Source organism: Mesorhizobium sp. ES1-4 (genome assembly GCF_020164745.1).
Classification (GTDB): domain Bacteria; phylum Pseudomonadota; class Alphaproteobacteria; order Rhizobiales; family Rhizobiaceae; genus Mesorhizobium.
Genome location: NZ_JAIUGV010000009.1, coordinates 176,190 through 196,796 on the forward strand (window position 1 = coordinate 176,190; position 20,607 = coordinate 196,796).

Consider the following 20,607-nt stretch of genomic DNA (forward strand, 5'->3'; position numbering starts at 1 on the left):
TCGGCCAGAAGTCAAGGAAAGCGCTGTCGCGGCTCAGCCGCGGCCTAATACCGTTCTAATTAATAACACGCGGGATTCCATCCATGCGAAGACGGAGGAGTCGAAACCGGCCGTGTGAGGTAACCGATATTCCTCCGCAAGTGCCGCATCGCCGTCTTGCAATGTTGTGACGCGAGCGTGTGACCAAACGCCGACAAGCTCTGTAATCCTGCTCCCTAAAACGCGTTGCCGGCGTGCTCCTTTGAACGGAAGCACCAATCGTACCGTGTCGTTATCGGGCCAAAGTTCTACAATCAATCGAACCTTGCCGCCCATTCCAGCAAGGAACGCGTGGGAATTGCCCGGAATCCATTCCAGGTGATGTGCGAACTCTGAACGGAGTATGGCCCTCTGCAAGCCTTGGAAGAAGACGCTGCCCTGTTGAAGAGGCTCCCCAATAGCGGCTTCTACATCGCGCCGTTTGACGAAGCAGGCCCCAACTTTTCTGACGTCAAATTGGATGGGAACTCCCAAGTCACGCAAGTTTCGGACTGCTGTCGCCGTGGCGTAGCCAAGTTGTAGCGCGACGGCTTGGGCGGTCACGTGGTGTCTTGCGAAAGCCTCGACAGAAGTCTGAGTTACAGATGAAATTCGTTTGTTAGTGACACGGTGTTCGAGCGCGCCAATGCCTGCAAGTTTTGCTACGACATGTGGCGATACCGACATGAGTGACGCAGCCTTTGCCATCGTTAGGTATCCTGGCGGCGCGAGTTTCCGTCTGACGATAAATCTGGCCGTTCGGCCGCCCATCCGCGCTGCCGGTGGCGGCACAAGACGCAACTTGGCGAGGCCGCACCCTTCTTGCGACAACTCACTCACAGTCACCTTGTCATCAAGCACCAATTTCACCGCATCTGGGTACGAACATAGGGCCTTTGCCCGAAATTGATCCAGCGTCAGGCCTCCGCCAAGATCCGGTGTGCCCGTATGCCTAGAAAGGGCGCGGGATACGACCTTTTCCAGTACCTCTCGCTCATACCAAGATCTTGAACTGGGTGTAGCGGCGAACACAGAGTTGACCACGCCTGATTTGTAGAGAAGACCTAGCTGCTTCGGCGTGACTCCTAAGATGCTCGCCGCCTCCTTCGGCGCGCACAAAAGTCTTGCCTTCCGAGCAACCGCATCGACCGAGACGTCATGCGGTATGAGGTCAGTCGAGGAAGGCTTCTTGTCGGGGTCCCACGATGCAATCTTGAGCACTTCCGCGCGGGTCAAACCGAGCTGGGCTGCTGCCGCAGCTGTGTCGTGTTCAATTTGAGAAGGAGGAAATTTGCGGCGCAAGCGCCTGCACGCTCCGTACTCGACGACAAGGCGGTCGATGCAGTTCCGCACCGATGCAATGCCTTGCTCGTGTATTTTGTTAGTCTTTGCCGAATAGAGCCAACCGAGAACTTTCGGAGTATCGGTACAGGTGAACCTGCCTGACACCAGGTATGGCGTTGAACGAAGGTAATGTTCGCACAGGTCCTCGATTGATCCTCCGGCGGCCAGGAACTCGAAGCCGCGCTCAACTGCGTTCTGCTTTGCTTCGAGCCAACCGCACTTCGGCAGCGCATTTCGCCAACCGTGTAGCAAAATATTTCCAATTACGATGCAGAGGTAGATTGCATCATCGAGTTCGAGACTATCAACTTTCAGAACATTGGAAGGCTCACACACGCCGACCCGGCCACCAAGGTATCGGCTGAATGCTCCGGCCGAGCTTGCAATAAGCTTCTCGCTGTCTTCTAGGGACGGTCCGGAACGCCCCCATGCCCAGATCATGCCGTTCTTGTCGGTGCGCAATTCGCTGCCGTGAACAGGGCAGTAACGTGAAACGACAAGATCGAACCAAAATCGGTGATGGGATGACTCCTTGATGCACTCCGGACAATACCTCCGATGAGTGATCGACCAATCGCGCCGAAATCTAAGCCTTTGGCCACGCATAAAGACGACTGTCTCAGTTAAGTGCGGGGTTGAATTGCGGAGCATGTCGAGCCCGAGAATGGGGAGCTCCTCACAGAAGCTCAGCATTTCCTGAGGCTTTATGTTCCGTCCATTGAGTCCTAGAGCCATAGCAAAGGGTCGGATTGATAGCTGGCCGTTAAGCGCCGCCAATCTCAAAAAGAAGCCATGTGCCGGTTCATCAACGAGAGGTTCAATACCCCAGCGGCTGACAGCCGGCACCCGTATTCCTGAACCGACGCGATCAAGCATGCGAAACGCTCCGTTTGGAAAGCGCTCGTTGCGCAGATGAGAGTGGAATTTCACTATTCTCAGCAGGTATCTGACTCCAATCATGGACGAACGGATTGAAGGTCGTTTTCGGTGGCTTGATGGCGCTGTAAGCCATCGCAAAATGTTCAGATGTCACGTGCTCGCAGCCGTCATTGATGGCCAAACATCCGGCTTGGAATAAAAAGTTCTTCAGCTTGCCGATAATCCCGTCGGAGATCCAATGAAGACGCTGTGCGACGGATGCTGATCCGAGGCCTGACTTCTCTTGGAAAGGCATGCCCTCATCGAACTTTTCGCATAGGAGCCGAAACGACATCCGTTCCTCCTGGCTGTCCCATGTGTAAGGATGAAGGTGGGCATGCTGCAGTCCGCCCCGCCCAACAAGTTGCTTGTCATTGGCGAGGATCTCATAAGTCTCTGGCAAACCAATGCAAACGATGTTTAAGGCATCCAGATTGAGAATTTTGCGTAGCAAACGTTTTACGTCGACGGCCAGCCGGACATTCCTGCTGTCGCAAACGTCTTGGAACTCGTCAAAGATCAAGAGTTGAACATCGTGATATCTGAGCCCCTCCAGGATATTGTTCGTCAGCAAGGCGTTATTCATGCGCTGGGAGTGTAGCATTCCCAAGGCGTTGGAGAGGTTCTCGAGCACGGGTCTTAGGCCCCCGGTCGGTGCAGTTTCAACCAAAAGCACTGGCAAGATCATTCCCTTATCGCCGGGTACAGGCGGGAAGCGCCGAGCATATGCGGAGGCCGCAAAGGATTTTCCGGTCCTGCTATCTCCCACTATCGCGGACACGCATCCCGTGTCGTGGACGCCGCCTTTGACCGGCATGTGAAATCGAGATAGAGCGTCCATTCCCTCGGCGAGACGGTCATGATTGATGATGAGCCTCTTGAGGATCGCCTGCCGCTCGGCAGCGGGCAGTTGTGCGGCTCTCAGCCGGTCAGACGTTTCGCCCATCTGCTACGCTCCACGCTTTACGTTTCTTGAACTCTTCGAGATCGTCCATGTCGTCGGGAGGCCGGGACTTCGTGGCAGCGCCGAAACTGACGAATGCCGGATCGATCCCCGCCGCTTCGATTCCTCGACGGTTCTGTTCTGCCGCCGGGACTGTCGGCTGAGAGGACTGCGAAGATGGCGATCCAGAGGATTCCAGGAACGGTAGATCTGATCCGAGAAAGTCTGATCCACCGGTGTCAGGGACGGCCACGACTCGACTTGCCAAACGGTAGGCCGCTTCCTTCTGCAGGAAGCGCGCCAGCTTTTTCTGGACCGTCTTTGGACGTTTGCCCAAGAGTCGTGTCACCAAGCCAGCCAGCTCGGCCCGAACGCGCACCAATGCCTTGATGTCGATGTTTCCGCGCATCTGCTCGGTCGCCCGAGCTAGAATCACGCGGTGTTGGTGCAGTGTTATGCTTGCTGCATATTCCAGATGCGCAGCTGTCGCGGGCACTCGAATAACCTCACCGGCGTGGTGATTGATTAAGCTAATCTCCGCCAGTCGATAGGGATCGCGCACCACCTTGTATTTGGTTGAGGCTCGCCCTTCTCGCCTCACGCCATGTCGCGTGTCCGTCAGAATCGCAGATAGTTCCGGGCCCTCATATTTGATGTAGTCCCAAACAATGCCATCGCGCTGTATCGTCCTGAAGTCTGCGTCTCCCGCTAGCGATGTAAATAGATCCTGGTTCGGCGGTAAGGCCGCAGGGCATCTCGACGCAAGGTCACTCCAGACTTTCGACGGGATGTCGCCGTGACCACGGATGACCCCCAGGCCTTTCGTGATGCTCTGGTGGTAATCGTCACAGATCCATTTGGTAATAACGGCTTCGATTTCAGGAAGTGTCAGAGTCGCATTGCCAAGATTCTCGTAGTCTCGTCGCGCCAGAACGTTCTCCAACGTGGTTCCGGGCAGGAGGTGTAAAACGGCCACCCCCATTGACCTGAAGAACCTCTCCAAAGATCCTTTCATCCAGGGGGACCGTCGCGGCAGTCGCTCGATGTTAATCCCAAGCTCTCGCCCGGCTTCTTCGATGTTATTGCCGATGAAATGGAAGGCGTTGTCGACCCAGAGGTTCTCGATCCGCCCGTAGCAGGGCCAATTGCTGGATACTCCTGGCAGACGGTCCGATGACTTCGGATAGGTTGCATGTCGCAACCCCTCGAGGAATGAAGCGTAGCTTGGCGCTTCGAAGCCGATGGAAAAACCGGCGATCATCGCCGTTGCCCGGTCCCGAAACACGACCAAGTCAGGACGGCCGAAAATGCAGCCGCGCTCCCCGTCAACGACGATCACGTCAAGAGTGCAGTGGTCGACCTCAACGTCCTCATAGGGTCTCGCGGGCCGAGGACGCGTGGAGTAGGTCCGATTGTTGTTGGCAGCAAAATGCGGGCCGCGTCTATAGTGGTCGCGGGTCTGCCTATCAACCTGAGCGCATCTACGCTGAAAGGTCCTTTCGGAGGGCGGTACCAAACTACCATCTGACGCAAGAAGCTTCGAAGGAAGGGTGCTCTTGTCGAGCGATGTCCCGATCGTTTCATCAAATTGGCGAATGGCTTCGCGAACTTTTGCGTAAGCCGTGGCCTGGGTTATGCGGCTGACTGAGAGCCACAACTCTATTCCGCGTTGGATGGCATCTTCCTGCCAATTCGGCAGCTGCGGTCCTCGTCGCCCTTTGAGATGGTGGCGATCGGAATAGGCCGCGGTGCCAAACTGCCGTCCAAATTGCTCCGCTTCGTCAAGCCACGAGAGAACCGTCGTGAATCCTGGCGGTTTCTCGCCACGTCGAGACGCCAGTTCTGCGATGACGGGCTTAAGTATCGATCGCGACCGCCGGAGATGGTTGCCAAGCTTGCGGCACTCCTCCACATAGGCATGCTTTCTTACGTTCTCACCGTGGCTCGTTTCGCTCGTCAATAGTGGCGACTGGGGAACTGGCTTCGACTTGGCACCTGCTGGCATCCGTTCGACGACCAGATGGCCCGACGACATTAGACTGCCTATCTCGGTGTCTGACAGCAACGTGGGTCGTGCGTTCTGTCGGTCAACGAAAACCCACTGATCGCCCAGGCGCTGCTGGACGAAATATCGGCGGTCATGGATCTTGATCTCTGAGAACAGCGGGATTTCGAAAGCGCGCGCGCCATCCAGCGCATGGACCCCAGATTCCATTCTGAGGGTCTCCATTCTCTCGCTCATCGTGAAACCGTCTCAGAGAAGATAGATCCTTCGCTCAGTTGCTGCGCCAGATCGAACTGGATATTGCCGCGGTAAACCAGCGCCATGATCGTGGCGAAAATGGACGCCTTTGGCGCGAGCACCATCCCGTACAATGCTGCGAGTGTTCGAGGGCCGGTGCTGATTGCGTCCAATAAACGGAGTGACAGATCGGATTCATCTGCTCCGCGCGCGCGGCTTACAATGATCTTGCAGTTCGAAAGGCGTGGCTCCTTACGGATATCGAGCTCGGTTAATACACAGAAACGCACACCGTGATCGCACCAATAGGCATCGCGGATAAGGTGCTCCCTTTCGACCCAATTGGGTTTCGCCCTCAGAGCGGCAGCCTTAGCCTCAAGCACCACGATGGCACCTGAGGTCGTGCGAGCAACGACGTCGGGCGTGTAGGTACGGCGCTGTAGGCTGCCATGCTCAGCTGGAGCGAAATAAATCAATGAGTGCGCCTCTAGTGCGAAACTCTCAAATGAAGGGTCGGCTTCCAGCAGGGTATGAAGATCGCGCTCCAGCAGCGATCCGTGCTGCCTAGAACCCAACAGCTTTGATGCGCAGGACATCCCCACGATCAATCCGCGCCGGCTGAACCTAAGAGGCTGGCGCATTCGGGATGGGGCCTCGCTAAGCCCGAAATATTGGGGCGTGATCGACGATCGCGGCTGCACTCAACTCTCCTTGGTTGTTTGCCGTCTCCGAGCGGGATTGTTTGATCCCGACAAACTTTCGTGCCGAGTAAAGTCGTTATCTCAGCACTGTCAAATGATTTCTTCCAGTTCAATTTTATGAAGTCGATGTAAAGAAATTCTGGACAAGCGATGTATTCCACAGCTATCAACAGATTAACCAAGTATCGGTATCGTTAACGAAATTTATACTTGACTACTCATGCAAATGCGGTAGTAGTCAGCCCAACGAGACGGGATGAATTGAATGATGACCAACTCTCATAGAAATAGTTTGTTGCGATGGACGTTCGGCAGCTTGCCTTCGTGCAGGGATCTCTTCGCCCACTTACGCTGCGCGAGACCGCCACAAACTGACACCTGCAACCAACGCGACTGAAAAGGGCCGTACTAATGAATGCATACGCAATCTTGAAGAATGGGAACCTCGCGATTTTCGAGTCCAGCGAGGAGTTCATGCAATATTATGTTTCCTTGGGCCCGCCCATGGCTCCCAACGAAATCCCTTATGAAGATGGAAGGTTCATTCAATTCGGTGAGCATACTATCGGTCGAGATCGTCTCTCTGACCTAACCGAAATCGACTCGAACACGCTGAACGATTGGGCGAAATCGGGGATCCGGGTCATGCCAAAAGGCAAAATGCGGCCCTGGTCCGCCGATGTCGCCAGACTCTGCGCTATCCGCGATATGTTGGCGCTCGACATTCCACTTCTTCACGCAGCGAACATCGCCGGGAAGGTTTCCCACAGCATCCTCTATCATGCGTTGCGGCGGTCGGCGTCGCTCACACACGTCGTCAAAGAATGTGAGACAGGGATGTTTCGTACGGTTTCATCAAATCTGGGAAGCGACGAGGCAATTCTACGCCGCGCCTTTAAAGAACCAACCGGGAAAATCGCGGTTATAAAGCCGGAAAACCTTGCGGTTAAACTAAAGAAACGGATGTTGGACGACGGGCAGATTATGGGCACCGTCCTGGACCTCGATGCCGCTGGGAAACGGCTCGCGGAGCGGGCAGGCTGCTTCCTCGCGCAGATGGTGATCCGCTTGCCCAGGCGACGCGAATACGAGCCACACGACTTGGCATCGATGATCGGCTTGCCGACGCTGCAGTAATTTCAACGTAAGGAGTACGCTCATGTGTGATGGTGTTATTGAAAATGAGTTTGTAGAGTTCGACCGTGCCGAGATCGCACGTTTGGCCGGGGTGGACGAGGCTCAACTTGAGCAGTGGGTGGATCAGAAAGTAGTGGTAGCGCAAAAGAATGTATACGCCCTGATCGACGCTGCGGCAGCGGCGGCTCTAGCGAAGGCTGGTGTGCGCGACAGATACCTCTCGCGCTTCACAAAACTGGTGTCAGAGCACCTTGTATTCCACCTGTTCGACGTCTGCCCAAAAGCCATAGCGACCCAGAGGCAGGGGGCGCATGGCAAGTTGGTCCATGCTCCGCGCCATATGGGGATTATGGCAAACGCATTCGCGGCGTCTTTGGATCACGAACCGTATCGATTTGCACTGCTTGAGTATGGCATGTGCATCCAGCTAGCTGGTCGGGCACAGTCGCGCTTTCCCGATGGTTCGCGCGCCCATGCCACGCTGGACTTGCGGCGGATTGCTAGAGCTGTCGCAGGTCGGTTGCGGCAGCCCCTCGTTATTTCGGTATACCGCCCGGCGGATCGGACGCGCAAATCGGCTGGCCGAGCGCGTCCGATCACTTTGGACAAGACTGAAATCGGAAGAGAGGCAGACGGGTCCAAGGGAATGCGAAACGATCTATCAAATTTCCTCGCCATCGGATGAAAGAGCTTCGACGATCGCGGTGGCTCGAATGAGAGCTGTGCGAGCGGCGGAGAGTTCAATTGCCAATTCGAACGCTTGCCGATCGGCCAGCCGCATTACCGTCCTCATTACCGCTGGCGAGTTCCTAGCCAGTAGGATGAGGTGCAAGCCTCCAGGGCCATGATCTCCGTTTAACCAGTGCCTTGCACTACGGTCACTCGCACCCGTCCAGAGCATTACGGTTTTGGTCGCTAACCGGCTGGTGCCGACCTCGGATGCCAATGCTTTGGCGACTGCAGCCGCATAGGCGATTTCGGTCGCGTAAACGGGTCCCTCTGGAAGTTTATTGCCGCTTTTCGGAAACATATTTCCGGCTCCTTGAGCTAAAGTATCTTGCAGCTTCCTGCTTTTCCGCATGTGGCCCGAGATGGTAATCAATTGGAACCAGACGGGTGGGAGCGAAGCCCGGGCCCCGCGTTCCAGGATTCGAGCCGCCCAATACGTTCGCATGTCGACCGAACACCAGAAGTATTCGACCGACAACCAAGCGTCGGCAATACAGCGGTACGCCGACGCGCGCGGCTTCGAGATCGTTCGGACTTATGCCGACGAGGGCAAAAGTGGCCTACGCCTCGTTGGAAGGGACGCCTTGCAATCCCTGCTGGGCGACATTGAAAGCGGTCGCGCGGACTACGCAGCAATCCTTGTTTACGATGTCAGCCGATGGGGACGTTTTCAAGACCCTGACGAAGCGGCCGCCATCGAGCTTAGATGCAAGCACGCCGGAATCCGCGTGCACTACTGCGCCGAGCAGTTCGAGAACGACGGCAGCATCGGTTCTTCCATAGTCAAAACGGTCAAGCGGGCGATGGCCGGCGAATATAGCCGCGAACTCTCCGTGAAAGTTTTCGCAGGCCAGGCTAATTTGATCCGCCTTGGATTTCGGCAAGGCGGCTCCGCTGGATACGGTCTGCGGCGTGTCCTTGTCGATCAGAACCATACTCGGAAAGCGCAACTTGACCGCGGCGAACAAAAAAGCATCGCGACCGACCGGGTCATCTTGATCCCTGGACCGGAACAGGAGGTCGACATCGTACGAGAAGTCTATCGCAAGTTCATAGCTGAGAACCGTTCCGAACTGGAGATTGCCCAGGCTTTGAACGCTCGGGGCGTCATATCAGACCTAGGTCGGCCTTGGACGCGAGGAACGGTCCATCAGCTCCTCATTAACGAGAAATACATCGGAAACAACGTGTGGGGGCGCACGTCGTTCAAGCTCAAACAGTCGCATGTTCAGAATCCAGATGATGCCTGGATACGCGCCGATGGGGTGTTCGAGCCGATTGTCGACAAAGAGTCCTTCATCCGGGCACAATCCATTATAGCAGCAAGGTCCGAGCGTCTGTCGGACGAGGCCATGCTGGGCCTCCTCGGCACAATTCTGGCCAGGAACGGCTATCTCTCCGGCATGATTATCGACGAGGCAGAGGACTGCCCCTCGAGCAGCTCGTATCTGTCGCGCTTCGGCAGCTTGCTTCGCGCCTATGCTCTCGTCGGGTTCGTTCCGGATCACGACTATCGCTACCTGGAGACAAACCGAGCCCTGCGACGCATGCATCCTAATGTGGTGGCAGAAGTGATCGAGGGAATTAAGGCGGCCGGGGGAACTGTCGAACAGGAACCGTCAACGGACATTCTGACGGTGAACCACGAGTTCACCACTTGCATTGTAGTCGTCAGGTGCTTCCATACTGGGGCGGGTTCACTTCGCTGGAAGCTGCGGTTGGATACGGCGCTGAACCCCGATTTGACGGTCGCAATACGCATGGATCCAAGAAACGCGCAGCCGCGGGATTATTACCTGCTTCCCCGTTTGGACATGCATACGGCCGTCTTGCGCCTCTGCGAGCACAACGGGCTGTCACTCGATGCATACCGTTTCGATACTCTCGAAACCCTTTATGCAATGTCGCAACGAACTCCTATAGAGGAGGCAGCGTGATGACCGCAATGCCGGCGCAGCGGGTTGAGATGATCCCAGTCGATAGGATTGCGGTCGTCAATCCCAGGATACGCAACAAACGAGTCTTCAGAGATATCGTCGACAACATCTCTGAAATCGGCCTGAAAAGGCCGATTACAGTCGCGCGCCGGCCCGAGGCGGGAGGACCGTATTACGATCTGGTTTGCGGACAGGGTAGGCTGGAGGCCTACAAGGCGCTTGGCCAACAGCAGGTCCCAGCTCTTGTCGTCACTGCCGACCCCGAAGACTGTCTCGTAGCCAGCCTGGTGGAGAATTGCGCTCGGCGCAAACATCAAGCCATCGATCTTCTGAACGATATCGGCAGAATGAAACAGCAAGGGCACCCGATACCTGACATTGCAAGGAAGACGGGACTTACGACGGAGTACGTTCATGCAGTGGTCAAGCTTCTTGAGAAGGGTGAGCAGCGCCTTCTGCGAGCGGTTGAATCTGGCCAGATCCCCTTCAGCGTCGCGCTTGATATCGCGGAGGCGGATGACCAGGATATACAGAGCGCGCTACAGAATGCTTATGAGAAGAACCTACTTCGAGGACGAAAACTCCTTGCGGCGAAACGGCTTGTGGAGCAACGGCGCGTTCAGGGCAAGCGCCTGAAGAGCAACCCTCATTTGAAGCCAAGGAAGCTGTCGACCGATGCCCTCGTTCGCGCGTATCAACAGGACACTGATAGGAAACGCCTGCTGATCAGGCGTGCGCAGGCAGCGAGCAACCGCCTCATTTTTATTGCTGAAGCCCTGCGAAGGCTGCTGCAAGACGAAGAGTTCCGGGACCTTCTCACCAACGAGGGGCTAACGAGCTTGCCCAAGAATTTGGCGAAGCGTCTAGATCGGTTAGAGGCATCAAATCCATGAGCACAGCGGCAAAAACAGCTCTCGTGAAAATCGCGTTCGAAAAAGCGAGCCTGCGTATTTCGATCGATGAGATACTGCCTCTTAGGCAACTCACACCCTCGGTATTAAAGTCCGTGAAGTATGCCCAGATCGCTGCTTCCATTGCCGAGGTCGGCATCATCGAGCCGCCGGTGGTGGTCAGGGACAGCACTGACCGAAATCGATTCCACCTGCTTGACGGCCACATACGCGTAGACATCCTGCGAGCGCGTGGCGAGACCGAAGTCGTGTGCCTCGTGGCCACCGAAGACGAGGCGTTCACATACAACAAGCGCATCAGCCGGATTGCGATCATCCAAGAACACAAAATGATCCTGAAGGCCATTGAGAAAGGCGTGTCTGAGGAACGGCTCGCGAGGGCATTGAACGTCAACATAACCAGCATCCGCCACAAACGCAGCCTGCTGGAGGGCATCTGTCCGGAAGTCGTGGACTTGCTTAAGGACAGACACGTGCCGATCAACACGTTCGGAGAGTTGAAAAAACTGAAATCGATCAGGCAAATCGAGGCAGCCGAGCTGATGATAGCAATGAACAAATACTCGATCAGCTACGCGAAATCCTTGGTGGCTGCCACACCTGAGAGCCAGCTGGTGCGAGGCAGCAAGACGGTAAAGGGCCTAAGCCAGCAGCAGATCGACATGATGGAGGGCGAATCGGCCACGCTCGACCGAGAGTTCAAAGCGATTGAGCAGGATTACGGAAGCGATCACTTGGACGTCATCCTCGCGACCGGGTATGTGGCCCGTCTACTCGAGAACGCGAAGGTGGTGCGGCACCTGGCACATCGTCATCCGGACATTCTCGCGGAGTTCCAAAAAATTGCCGAGGTCCAGAAGGCAGCGTGACCTGGAGTGAACCGCGATAAACCCGGAGACCGCGGCGAGGATTGCAATCCTAGGGTCGAATGCAGGTGAATGCCGGCGGAAGCGCCCGATCTCACCTGGTCACCGACCAGCGCCCTAACATCGCGTCGGCTAGCCGGCTTGCATTATTTCCGCACATTCTTGGCGCCTCTCACGAGCAGCATTAGTGCTTTGTGTGTATAACAAGGGTTCGGATTCTCACGCTGCTTAAACCCTCTTGAAGATAACGCCTCGATGTGGTTGTCATCCAGCGGGGAGTGCTGGAATGTCCTTGAAGAAACTACCATTTGTCAGTTCGGTGCAGTTGGCGCGGATTGACGAGAGCCACGTGATTCCGACTGCATTGTTCTACGAAGGGAAAAAGCCGCATGTCGGTCGAGACGCGCGCGAACGTTGCACCTCTCCTGAACTGCTGATCGAAGATTTCAAGATCGAACTCGGCAACAATGACCCAGACCGTTTGGTCAGCCGTTCCAGCTTGACTAATGTTCCGCGACGCACGCCGGTAGGGTTAGCCAAAGACTTCTTCGATGAGACACTAAAGAAGATAAACGGCTGGCTTGCTTCGCAAGGGTTGCCCGTCCCGACGCGGATTCTAATCGCCGAGCCTCTCTCCCTCGGGGGCTCTGAACTCGCAGACGAGTCATGGCTCTCTCATTATCGAAAATCCATCAAGAAGGCTCTTTACGGGAAATTCGAAGAGATTGACTTCATGCCGGAGCCCTTCGCGGTCTTCCAGTACTATCGATATGGTCTACGCCATCCGGCTGTTGCGGAGCAAAGAAAGCACGTCGCACTGGTTCTTGATTTTGGTGGCGGAACTTTTGATGTTTCCGTGGTTGAAACGACGAAAGCTGGCGACATCAGTGGCGGCGGGGTCAACTCACGGCCTCTAGGCGCGACCTCTATCCAGGTTGGAGGTTTCTTCATCAACAGGATACTGGCCGAGGACCTATTATTCTCGGTAATAGGACCTCGCGTAGAAAAATCCAAGGTGCGGAAGGCGCTCACCTTCTTCTATGAGCACAAGAATGCCGATGAAGAAGAAATGGGTGAGTGGAGCGAGGAGAAGAGGGCGTTCTTCAAGCACATGAAGGTATTGCTTCAGGAGGTTGAGCGCGCGAAGATTGCGATTTGTAACAGTATTGCAAATTGGAGTATTTCGGCGGACTTGTCTGGGATAGCTCCCTATCCTATTTCAATTCCGGTAGATCCGTTCGATGGGCGGTCAGCTCGTGGGAACAAGAGGCTAGATGCTGCCAGAATACAGAAATTTTACACGGATCGGGTGTGGGCAGAAAAGCTTCGAGATGCGGTATCTCGAACAATTGATAGATCAAAGGATGCCCTAGCCGGGCAAGATATTTCGGTCGTTTTGCTATCGGGAGGATCGTCAAACATCCGATGGCTTCGATCTCTGCTTGAACGAGATCTGAAGTCTCAACTTATTAATGCTCAGATATTGGAGCTAAACGAAAATTTTGCAGAAATAGTGGCGAAGGGCCTCGCGACTGAATGCGCGCGCCGGTACTACACTGGCGGCCAAGGTGATTTTCGTGCTGTAACCTATAATCGCCTTTGCTTGCTCCTCAGACCTGATGAAGGAGAGCTCGAGAGAAAGCGCTTTAGACCAGTCAGCGAAAACCTAAAAGATGACGGGCGCGAGCCAAAGGAATATGACGAGGCGGTATTGCTTCCCGCAGCGAGTAGCCTGCGGGGGCTTATGGGCCAACCTTTGCGCTGGAAGGTCCGCCTTTCCAAACCGCCCAAGCACAACTTGAATTACTATTTCATGCGGTCGTCTTTCGACCCCGATGACTTGGAATCGCGCCATAATATTGTAGAAACTAAGGTGCAAACTCCACGGGGTGCCGTATTCCAGCAAGGGATCGAAATCGAGTTGGTCGTGCGGGAGGACGGCACAGCTGAGCCGCGCTTTTTTTATGGGAAGGACAATCTGAGAGACGGAAGCAGTGCCGTTGGCAATCCATTTTTCATGGACATGACGTTTGCTGCCGAAGAAGTACAAGGGGAAACATATCTCGGCTTTGATTTTGGAACGAGCACGTCAGCCTGTTCATTCGTGAGCAGTGCTGACATCCAGTGGATTGAAGAGCGATCAAAAAGCGCCAATTGGCTTGAGCTAGCCGAGCTTGTGAGTGAGCTGCCCTATCCCGCAGCAGCACCGTTGGCCAGGTATATGTCCGAGAAGGATGCACTCCGGCGGCTTGACCGAGGTAGAGAAGCGGTCGAAGCAATGCTGACGTTATCAGCCTACTTGGTCCTGGCAGAACACTGTACCTTAGCGAAGGTGAACAGCTCGCATTTTAAGGGGATGGGACATCGATCGGCAGGTCCCCTTTGGGCAATTCTTAAGAATTGCCTTAAGACCGCACGCACCGATCTGCCCTATTGTTCAGCGTTGCTGCCCTTAACCCAAAAGCACTTGCCCACAATAAACCAGTGGATTGATCAGATTGCCAATTCAAAACATGGACGTAGCTCAAACGTAGACTATGTGAGCTTCTTGGGTCTGCTGGGTAACGTTATTGCCAAGGCGTTTAGCGACAGTTGTCTAGGCGTGTTCGAGGGAGTAACCCCGAAAAGATTTAGCCAGGGAAGTTTCAAAGGGCTGTTCCGAGAGTTGCGAGGTCCATCACAGACGTTCATTCATGTACATGAATACGAGGGTCTCATCCCGTTCTCTAATGAGGATGTCTATGTTGCCAACCCGAAGGATGGAACGGCGATCAACCTTGCCCCATGGTATCTTTGGGGGCTAAACGCTTCCGGTCACCACAGTGAGATCGACCTCTTCGAGTATGACACCTCCAAACCAAATGGGTTTATTTTCAAATCCGTTCAGCCGGGCGGTGAGTTCATAATTTCGCCAGGCGGGCAGCTGGGAGAGACGGCAGCATTCATATCCGCAATGCGGGAGCGCGAGCAGCATAGAGGTTTGTTGCGAGGCTTGGCCTTTTCCGGTTTGGACTAACGGTACAACTAGGGGTTGGCCGCCAAGTTGCCTGCTCAGAGCCTCGCTCAGCGCGAACAATTTTTACATTCTCTAGAAACTTAAAGGCACACCAAGCAAATCGTGGCGTCCGGTTTCGGAACGTTTGATCAAAAGAGGGTAATGTGGCTCTATTTACAACTACGGCGTATCCAATGTCTTCCTTAGTGGAAGATATCGAGTACGGAAAAATCGGATTGCCGGATATCCAGCGCCCGTTTGTCTGGCCAAACAAGAATGTAAGGAATCTTTTCGACTCTCTTTATCGGGGCTATCCTGTGGGATACCTGCTTTTCTGGGAAACGGGTGCAGAAAGCACGGCGAAGACAATTGGCAGCAAAGAGCACCATAACGCCCCTTCGCTTGCAATCGTCGACGGGCAGCAGCGGCTGACATCGTTGTTCGCCGTTGTTAAGGGCCGAGAAGTCCTCAGATCAAATTTCAACAAGGAGCGAATCCGAATCGCCTTTAATCCGCTTCAGGAGCGCTTCGATGTGTCTGATGCATCAATCCTGAAGGACAAGGCATACATCCCCGATATCTCGATACTCTGGGAGCCTGGATTCGATATTTTTGTGTTCGCCGATGCGTTCATCGCAGATCTCACCTCCGTTCGCGAACTCACCACCACCGAAATCGGAAAAGCCAAGTCAGCTATCAGCAAGTTGCAGGGTTTGCCCCAGTACTCGTTCACCACGCTGACGCTCAAAGCGTCGGTCAATGCCGAGATGGTTGCCGAGGTCTTTGTCCGCATAAATGGCGAAGGCAAGAAGCTCAACCAATCCGATTTCATTATGACTCTTATGTCTGTCTTCTGGGATAAGGGTCGGGCCGAGTTGGAAGACTTCGCCCAGGCGGCTTCAGTTGGAGGCCAGGCTAAGCCTTCTGGGTTTAACCATTTCTTGAAGCCCTCTCCGGACCAGCTACTGCGAGCAACGGTCGGACTGGGTTTGAAACGAGCCCGACTGCAAAACGTCTACAGCGTCCTGCGCGGGCGCGACGCAGTGACTGGCGAGGTTGATATCGAAAAGCGTGATGCACAGTTTGCGCTTTTGACTGAGGCGCAGGCAAGATCACTCAATCTTACTAACTGGCACCACTTTCTCGGCGCGCTGACGTTAGCCGGTTATCGGCACGAGGGGATGATCTCGTCCGAAACTGCAATTATCTACTCCTACGTTCTGTATTTGATCGGGCTGGTCGATCACTCGCTGGATAAGCAGGAGTTACGGCAAGCCATCGCCGAGTTCTTCTTTATGGCATCTTTGACTGGGCGGTATACCAGTAGCCCGGAGACGAAATTTGATTTCGACTTGGCCCAATTGCGCGGGATCCCCGATGGACCAGCCTATCTGGCCAAGCTGCGCGAGATATGTTCCACGACCCTTACTAGCGACTACTGGACCATCACCCTGCCGAGCGACCTTGCCACGTCTGCTTCCCGGAGTCCGTCGCGCTTTGCCTACCAGGCTTCGCTTATCCTTTTGGGTGCCCGAGCACTATATAGCCCCCTCAAGATTACGGACATGATTGACCCGTCCCTGAAAGGACCGAAGGCCACCTTCGAGCAGCACCATCTATTTCCACGCGGGTACCTGACGAAGATAGCGATTACGGACCTGCGACAAGTCAACCAGATAGCCAACTTTGCCTTGGTGGAATGGCCAGACAACTTGAAGATTAGTGACCAGCCGCCATCGGCCTACGCTCCTACACTCCACGCCGCGCTGTCGCCCAAGGACCGTCCTGACATGATGCGCTGGCACGCCTTGCCGGCGAACTGGTGGGAGATGGAGTATCAACATTTTCTCCGTGAGCGACGGGGCCTGATGGCCCAGCTTGTTCACGAGGCGCACCGCAGACTCTGCGGCGATGTCGAGCCAGAAGCGCCCGTCAGGGTCTCGATTGAGGCATTGTTGGCCAATGGCGAAACCGATGCCGTTGAATTTAAGTCGACCTTGCGGACCAATCTTCACACTGGTCAGGTGGATGATAAGATGCACCTGGCGTCGCTTAAAACCATTGCGGGCTTTCTCAACGCCAAGGGCGGTACGCTGATGATTGGCGTCGGCGACGATGGCAAGGTTGTTGGCTTGAATCCCGATGGCTTCGCTAACGAGGACAAGATGGCGTTGCACCTCGTCAATTTGATTCGCGACCGGATTGGAGAACTGTTCCTGCCTTACATCCATCCACATTTTGATGAGCAGGACGGCGCGCGAGTGATGGTCGTGCAGTGTGAGGCTGGGCCGAAGGCCGCTTTCATCAAGGACGGGCCGGCGCATAGGTTCTTCGTCCGTGGTGCTAACGCTACCGCCGAGCTTTCCGGTAATTCTGTGACTGATTATGTAAAAGCACGGTTTCGCTGACGCTAACCCGACGATCGAATCCAGTCACGACCGCAAGGTCGTGACTGGAGTATTGAGCTGGCCGATTTTACTCGAGTGGAGATGGGATGCATGTTATAGGCTTGGCTGAAACCGCTCCCTCCCTTCGTGGGTCAGTCGATAAAAGTGTATTCGAAATCAATCATCGACGGGCAAGCGCAAGCGCCCTGTGCGGGAGTTAACCCGCATTGCGCCTTGGCTAAGCCTGCCACAAAGCAGATGGCGGTTGTCGGGCTTTTTGCCGGTGTCGGGGGATTAGAGCAGGGCTTCCATAGCCAAGGCCATCAGAGCGTCCTTTTGTGCGACGTCGATCCGCGTGCACGCGAGATCCTCGCGCTGCGCTTCCCGAGAGCGGCCCTGGTCGACGATGTCCGGGCTTTAAGGTCTCTGCCGAACTGCGATGTCTTGACCGCCGGCTTCCCTTGTCAAGATCTAAGTCAGGTGGGCCGCCGCAGGGGCATTTCCGGTCCCAACTCCGGTCTAATCGATGTCGTGCTGAACCTGCTCGCCAAAGCCAAGCCAGGGCCGACCTGGCTTGTCCTTGAGAATGTTCCATTTATGCTGAGTCTTGATAGTGGCCGTGCGATTAATCGGATTGTGACGGCTTTGGAGGCGATGGGGTTTGCCTGGGCATATCGCACGGTCGATGCGCGCGCGTTTGGGCTCCCGCAACGCCGGCGTCGTGTGGTGATCTTAGCGTCACGAATGAAGGATCCTCGTCCGGCTCTCCTCGGCGTCGATGCCGCAGCCCCGCAGCCTGACGAGCGCGGTTCCCACGCCTGCGGCTTCTACTGGACAGAAGGCAATACTGGCCTAGGGTGGGCCATCGATGCCACCCCGCCTCTTAAAGGGGGCTCGGCACTAAATATCCCATCGCCGCCGGCAATATGGTTTCCTCTTCGGCGGCTAATCGCCGTGCCCACGATCGAGGATGCTGAACGCCTGCAAGGCTTCGAAGCGGGTTGGACGCACGTCCCGGGCGAGGATGCCCAACGTGCACGCCAGCGTTGGCGGCTGGTTGGCAATGCCGTCAGCGTGCCGTTTGCCGGCTGGGTCGCCAGACGGCTGATGACAATGGACGGCTATGACGCCGACGGTGATCCCGATCTCGCCGATCAAGCGCGATGGCCGGGCGCCGCTTGGGGCATGGACGGCCGCAGGGGCAAAGCGTCGGTGTCGGAATGGCCCGAGATGGCAACGCAACAGCATCTAGCGACATTTCTGACGCACGGCGTAAAGGCGCTGTCCCGAAGGGCGACCGCCGGTTTCCTTTCCCGCCTTGAGCGAAGCAAGCTCCGTTACGAGGAGGCTTTTCGCCTGGACTTAACTCACCATATCGAGATGCATGACGAGGCCGAAGCATCCTAACCCGATCTCTGCGGCGACCACCAAGCGAATGAACGCGACATCTGGTCGAAACAATCCGCGCGAACGGGCGGTGCGATCCGCTCTGCATCGACGCGGCCTGCGCTTCAGGCTGCACCGCCGACTTCTGGCGAACTCGCGGAGGACGGTCGACATCGTGTTTCCACGCGCTCGTGTCGCCGTATTTCTGGATGGCTGTTTTTGGCACGGCTGTCCGTTACATGGTACGTGGCCCAAGAACAACGCTGAATGGTGGCGTGAAAAGATCGAGGCCAATATTGCGCGCGATAGAGATACGGATCGGCGGTTGCAGGAACTAGGCTGGACTGTTGTTCGAGTTTGGGAGCACGAAACGATAGAGGCCGCGATTGACAATATCGAACATACGCTGCGTATCGTCGAACCTAAGATAAAAAATGCGCCCCTATGAGCTCTATACGGCGATGGCTCGATGCGGAGCCTGCAGCTTCGGCTGCATAGGCCGCGGTTACGGCCCAATCGGCTCTGAAGTGATGATTTCATCGCTCGTAGCGGGGCGAAACCGATCTGATCGTGAGAAAGCAGGAATGCGCTCAGGGAATATAGACTGTACTGCGGTGGTGTTGGAAGTAGGCCCCGCTCTCGTTCGGGAACGGCCGCTGTAGCGGCCGCTCGATAGTGCGGAGGCCGAGTTTGGCCGCATCGGTCTCCGCTAGCTGGGACGAGAAAAGCGGCCGGCCATCGTCCTCGAATCCGATCAGACCACGATCGAAGAGGAAATCTGCCTGGGGTGCAAGCATCAGCCCGTTGAAGCCGTCGAGTCGTTCGGCTGCGGTGCTGCAGGCTCGCCATGGTTTAACGTGGCTCGCAATCAACAGGTTGGGCTTCTCAATACCTGTGATGCGGCAGACCGGCTCGATGTCGAGCACCCGTTTGCGAAAGAGACCTTGCCCGCGTCGTGCCCGCGTTAGCTGCTCACGGACAGTCCGGTCAAGAGATTTATCCTCCCGAATGTTCCTCTCGACGAGATCGTCAAGTGTCTCCGCGAAATCAGAGACTGTCTTGATCGGCGTCACGAAAATATCGGCGAAAGTAAATTTTGCCGCTTCAAAGATTAGGTCAATGACGGCGCGGCCGACTTCAGCTAAATATGCTTTTTGGTTGCCATTACCTGTCGTCGGCTGTATCGGTGAGTGCTTCGGGGGGAGGACAGGCGCAAGCCGCGCAATCAGGAGCTTGGGTCGGACCGCCAGAGGGGCCTTGAGCCACTGAACTGGGAGCAGCCAGCCGACCGAGCTCCAATAGGTGCCAACCAACCCAAATTCCTCCGGTTTGGGCGAGCTTATCGCGAAATCGGCGACGATGCCGATCCGACCCACGCGACCATCGGCATACGACAGGACTATATCGCCTGGACCTGCCACGCGCATATTGTCATAGAAGCGACTGCGCGCGCCATTAGCTTCAGTCACGGGGGACCAGAGGTATCCTCCCGCAATTTCCTGGCGCACGGTTTGTGCGTGATTTACCCACCAGTATCGCATTTCGCCTAGATGCATCTTCGCACTTCTCGTTGGCAAGTATGCCGCGGACATAACACTGTCGAAGCGGGCTGAGCTGCACACACCGACTGAAAGAACTTGCGTCACTCGGCGCGAAATACCACTGCGCAAGCCACGTCTAGCGAGGCACGGGATAGACTGATGTCGGCAACTTCGATCGATCACGAGGTCAAGGACCTCCAAAAGCATCGGTGCCAATGTTGCCCGGGAGCACAAATGCGATGGATCGCCCGACAGCAGCTGGATCGAGGGTCACCAACTTTGCTTGAGCGTGACCGGCACGTCGCGCGCCGGGCAGATCGTCGAATACCCGGCGCTATGACGCCGATCACCATTAGGCTGCGCGGCAGTATTGCAGCCGAGGCAGTAGGAGCTGTTGAAATATGTGGGCTCGGTCGAGGGAGGCGTTCCGGCTTCGATCTCAAGTGCCAATACTGTTGCGTCCGGCTGGATTTCTACAGACCGACTTGCAGCCTGGGCTTTTAACATGGAAGGTGTAGAAGGGGCCAGATTATCGAAGTAACCGCGAGGGTG

Annotated in this window: 15 protein-coding genes; 9 read left to right on the forward strand and 6 right to left on the reverse strand. The window is 55.7% G+C overall.

What is annotated here, in order from left to right; genetic code table 11:
• Positions 1–33: 33 nt before the first annotated feature.
• From LB556_RS18975 to LB556_RS18990, 4 genes are read right to left on the reverse strand one after another with little or no spacing between them, the layout of a single operon-like run.
• Complete coding sequence (locus LB556_RS18975; RefSeq protein ID WP_224569265.1) at positions 34–2,238, reverse strand: TniQ family protein; 2,205 nt, start codon at positions 2,236–2,238, stop codon at positions 34–36.
• Entirely contained in the window at positions 2,231–3,226 is a 996-nt protein-coding gene (locus LB556_RS18980; RefSeq protein ID WP_224569266.1) for a TniB family NTP-binding protein, read from the reverse strand. Before LB556_RS18980 ends, LB556_RS18975 begins: the two co-directional genes overlap by 8 nt.
• The gene (locus tag LB556_RS18985) at positions 3,210–5,465 is read right to left on the reverse strand and encodes a hypothetical protein (protein WP_224569267.1); all 2,256 of its coding nucleotides are present in this window, start codon (positions 5,463–5,465) and stop codon (positions 3,210–3,212) included. Before LB556_RS18985 ends, LB556_RS18980 begins: the two co-directional genes overlap by 17 nt.
• Entirely contained in the window at positions 5,462–6,166 is a 705-nt protein-coding gene (locus LB556_RS18990; protein WP_224569268.1) for a hypothetical protein, read from the reverse strand. Before LB556_RS18990 ends, LB556_RS18985 begins: the two co-directional genes overlap by 4 nt.
• 474 nt (positions 6,167–6,640) lie before the next feature.
• Here LB556_RS18990 and LB556_RS18995 point away from each other — a divergent pair, with 474 nt between their 5' ends.
• On the forward strand, positions 6,641–7,303 hold the full coding sequence (locus LB556_RS18995; RefSeq protein ID WP_224569269.1) for a hypothetical protein: 663 nt from the start codon (positions 6,641–6,643) through the stop codon (positions 7,301–7,303).
• A gap of 22 nt (positions 7,304–7,325) precedes the next feature.
• Positions 7,326–7,988 carry a hypothetical protein gene (locus LB556_RS19000; RefSeq protein ID WP_224569270.1) on the forward strand — a complete coding sequence of 221 codons (663 nt, stop codon included), beginning with the start codon at positions 7,326–7,328 and terminating at the stop codon, positions 7,986–7,988.
• On the opposite strand, the gene LB556_RS19005 is transcribed toward LB556_RS19000, so the two are convergent.
• Positions 7,965–8,333, reverse strand: coding sequence for a hypothetical protein (locus LB556_RS19005; protein WP_224569271.1), 369 nt, complete (start codon positions 8,331–8,333; stop codon positions 7,965–7,967). The two genes, LB556_RS19000 and LB556_RS19005, sit on opposite strands and share 24 nt — an antisense overlap.
• A gap of 61 nt (positions 8,334–8,394) precedes the next feature.
• Between LB556_RS19005 and LB556_RS19010 the strand changes: the two genes are divergently transcribed.
• From LB556_RS19010 to LB556_RS19040, 7 genes are all read left to right on the forward strand, one after another.
• Positions 8,395–9,969, forward strand: a complete 1,575-nt coding sequence (locus tag LB556_RS19010; RefSeq protein ID WP_224569272.1) for a recombinase family protein — start codon at positions 8,395–8,397, stop codon at positions 9,967–9,969.
• The gene (locus LB556_RS19015) at positions 9,969–10,862 is read left to right on the forward strand and encodes a plasmid partitioning protein RepB C-terminal domain-containing protein (protein WP_140898458.1); all 894 of its coding nucleotides are present in this window, start codon (positions 9,969–9,971) and stop codon (positions 10,860–10,862) included. The genes LB556_RS19010 and LB556_RS19015 overlap by 1 nt, the downstream gene beginning before the upstream one ends.
• On the forward strand, positions 10,859–11,749 hold the full coding sequence (locus LB556_RS19020; RefSeq protein WP_224569273.1) for a plasmid partitioning protein RepB C-terminal domain-containing protein: 891 nt from the start codon (positions 10,859–10,861) through the stop codon (positions 11,747–11,749). The genes LB556_RS19015 and LB556_RS19020 overlap by 4 nt, the downstream gene beginning before the upstream one ends.
• A gap of 283 nt (positions 11,750–12,032) precedes the next feature.
• Positions 12,033–14,762: an Hsp70 family protein gene (locus tag LB556_RS19025; RefSeq protein ID WP_224569274.1), complete on the forward strand. Its 2,730-nt coding sequence runs from the start codon at positions 12,033–12,035 to the stop codon at positions 14,760–14,762.
• Between the two features lie 173 nt (positions 14,763–14,935).
• A complete protein-coding gene (locus tag LB556_RS19030) occupies positions 14,936–17,149 on the forward strand; it encodes a DUF262 domain-containing protein (RefSeq protein ID WP_224569275.1) in 2,214 nt (737 codons plus the stop codon).
• A gap of 213 nt (positions 17,150–17,362) precedes the next feature.
• Positions 17,363–18,535, forward strand: a complete 1,173-nt coding sequence (locus LB556_RS19035) for a DNA cytosine methyltransferase (RefSeq protein WP_224569276.1) — start codon at positions 17,363–17,365, stop codon at positions 18,533–18,535.
• A complete protein-coding gene (locus tag LB556_RS19040; RefSeq protein WP_263485356.1) occupies positions 18,513–18,962 on the forward strand; it encodes a very short patch repair endonuclease in 450 nt (149 codons plus the stop codon). The genes LB556_RS19035 and LB556_RS19040 overlap by 23 nt, the downstream gene beginning before the upstream one ends.
• 142 nt (positions 18,963–19,104) lie before the next feature.
• Here the strand turns inward: LB556_RS19040 and LB556_RS19045 are convergent, their stop codons facing one another.
• Entirely contained in the window at positions 19,105–19,983 is an 879-nt protein-coding gene (locus LB556_RS19045) for an HNH endonuclease (protein ID WP_224569278.1), read from the reverse strand.
• Positions 19,984–20,607: the final 624 nt, after the last annotated feature.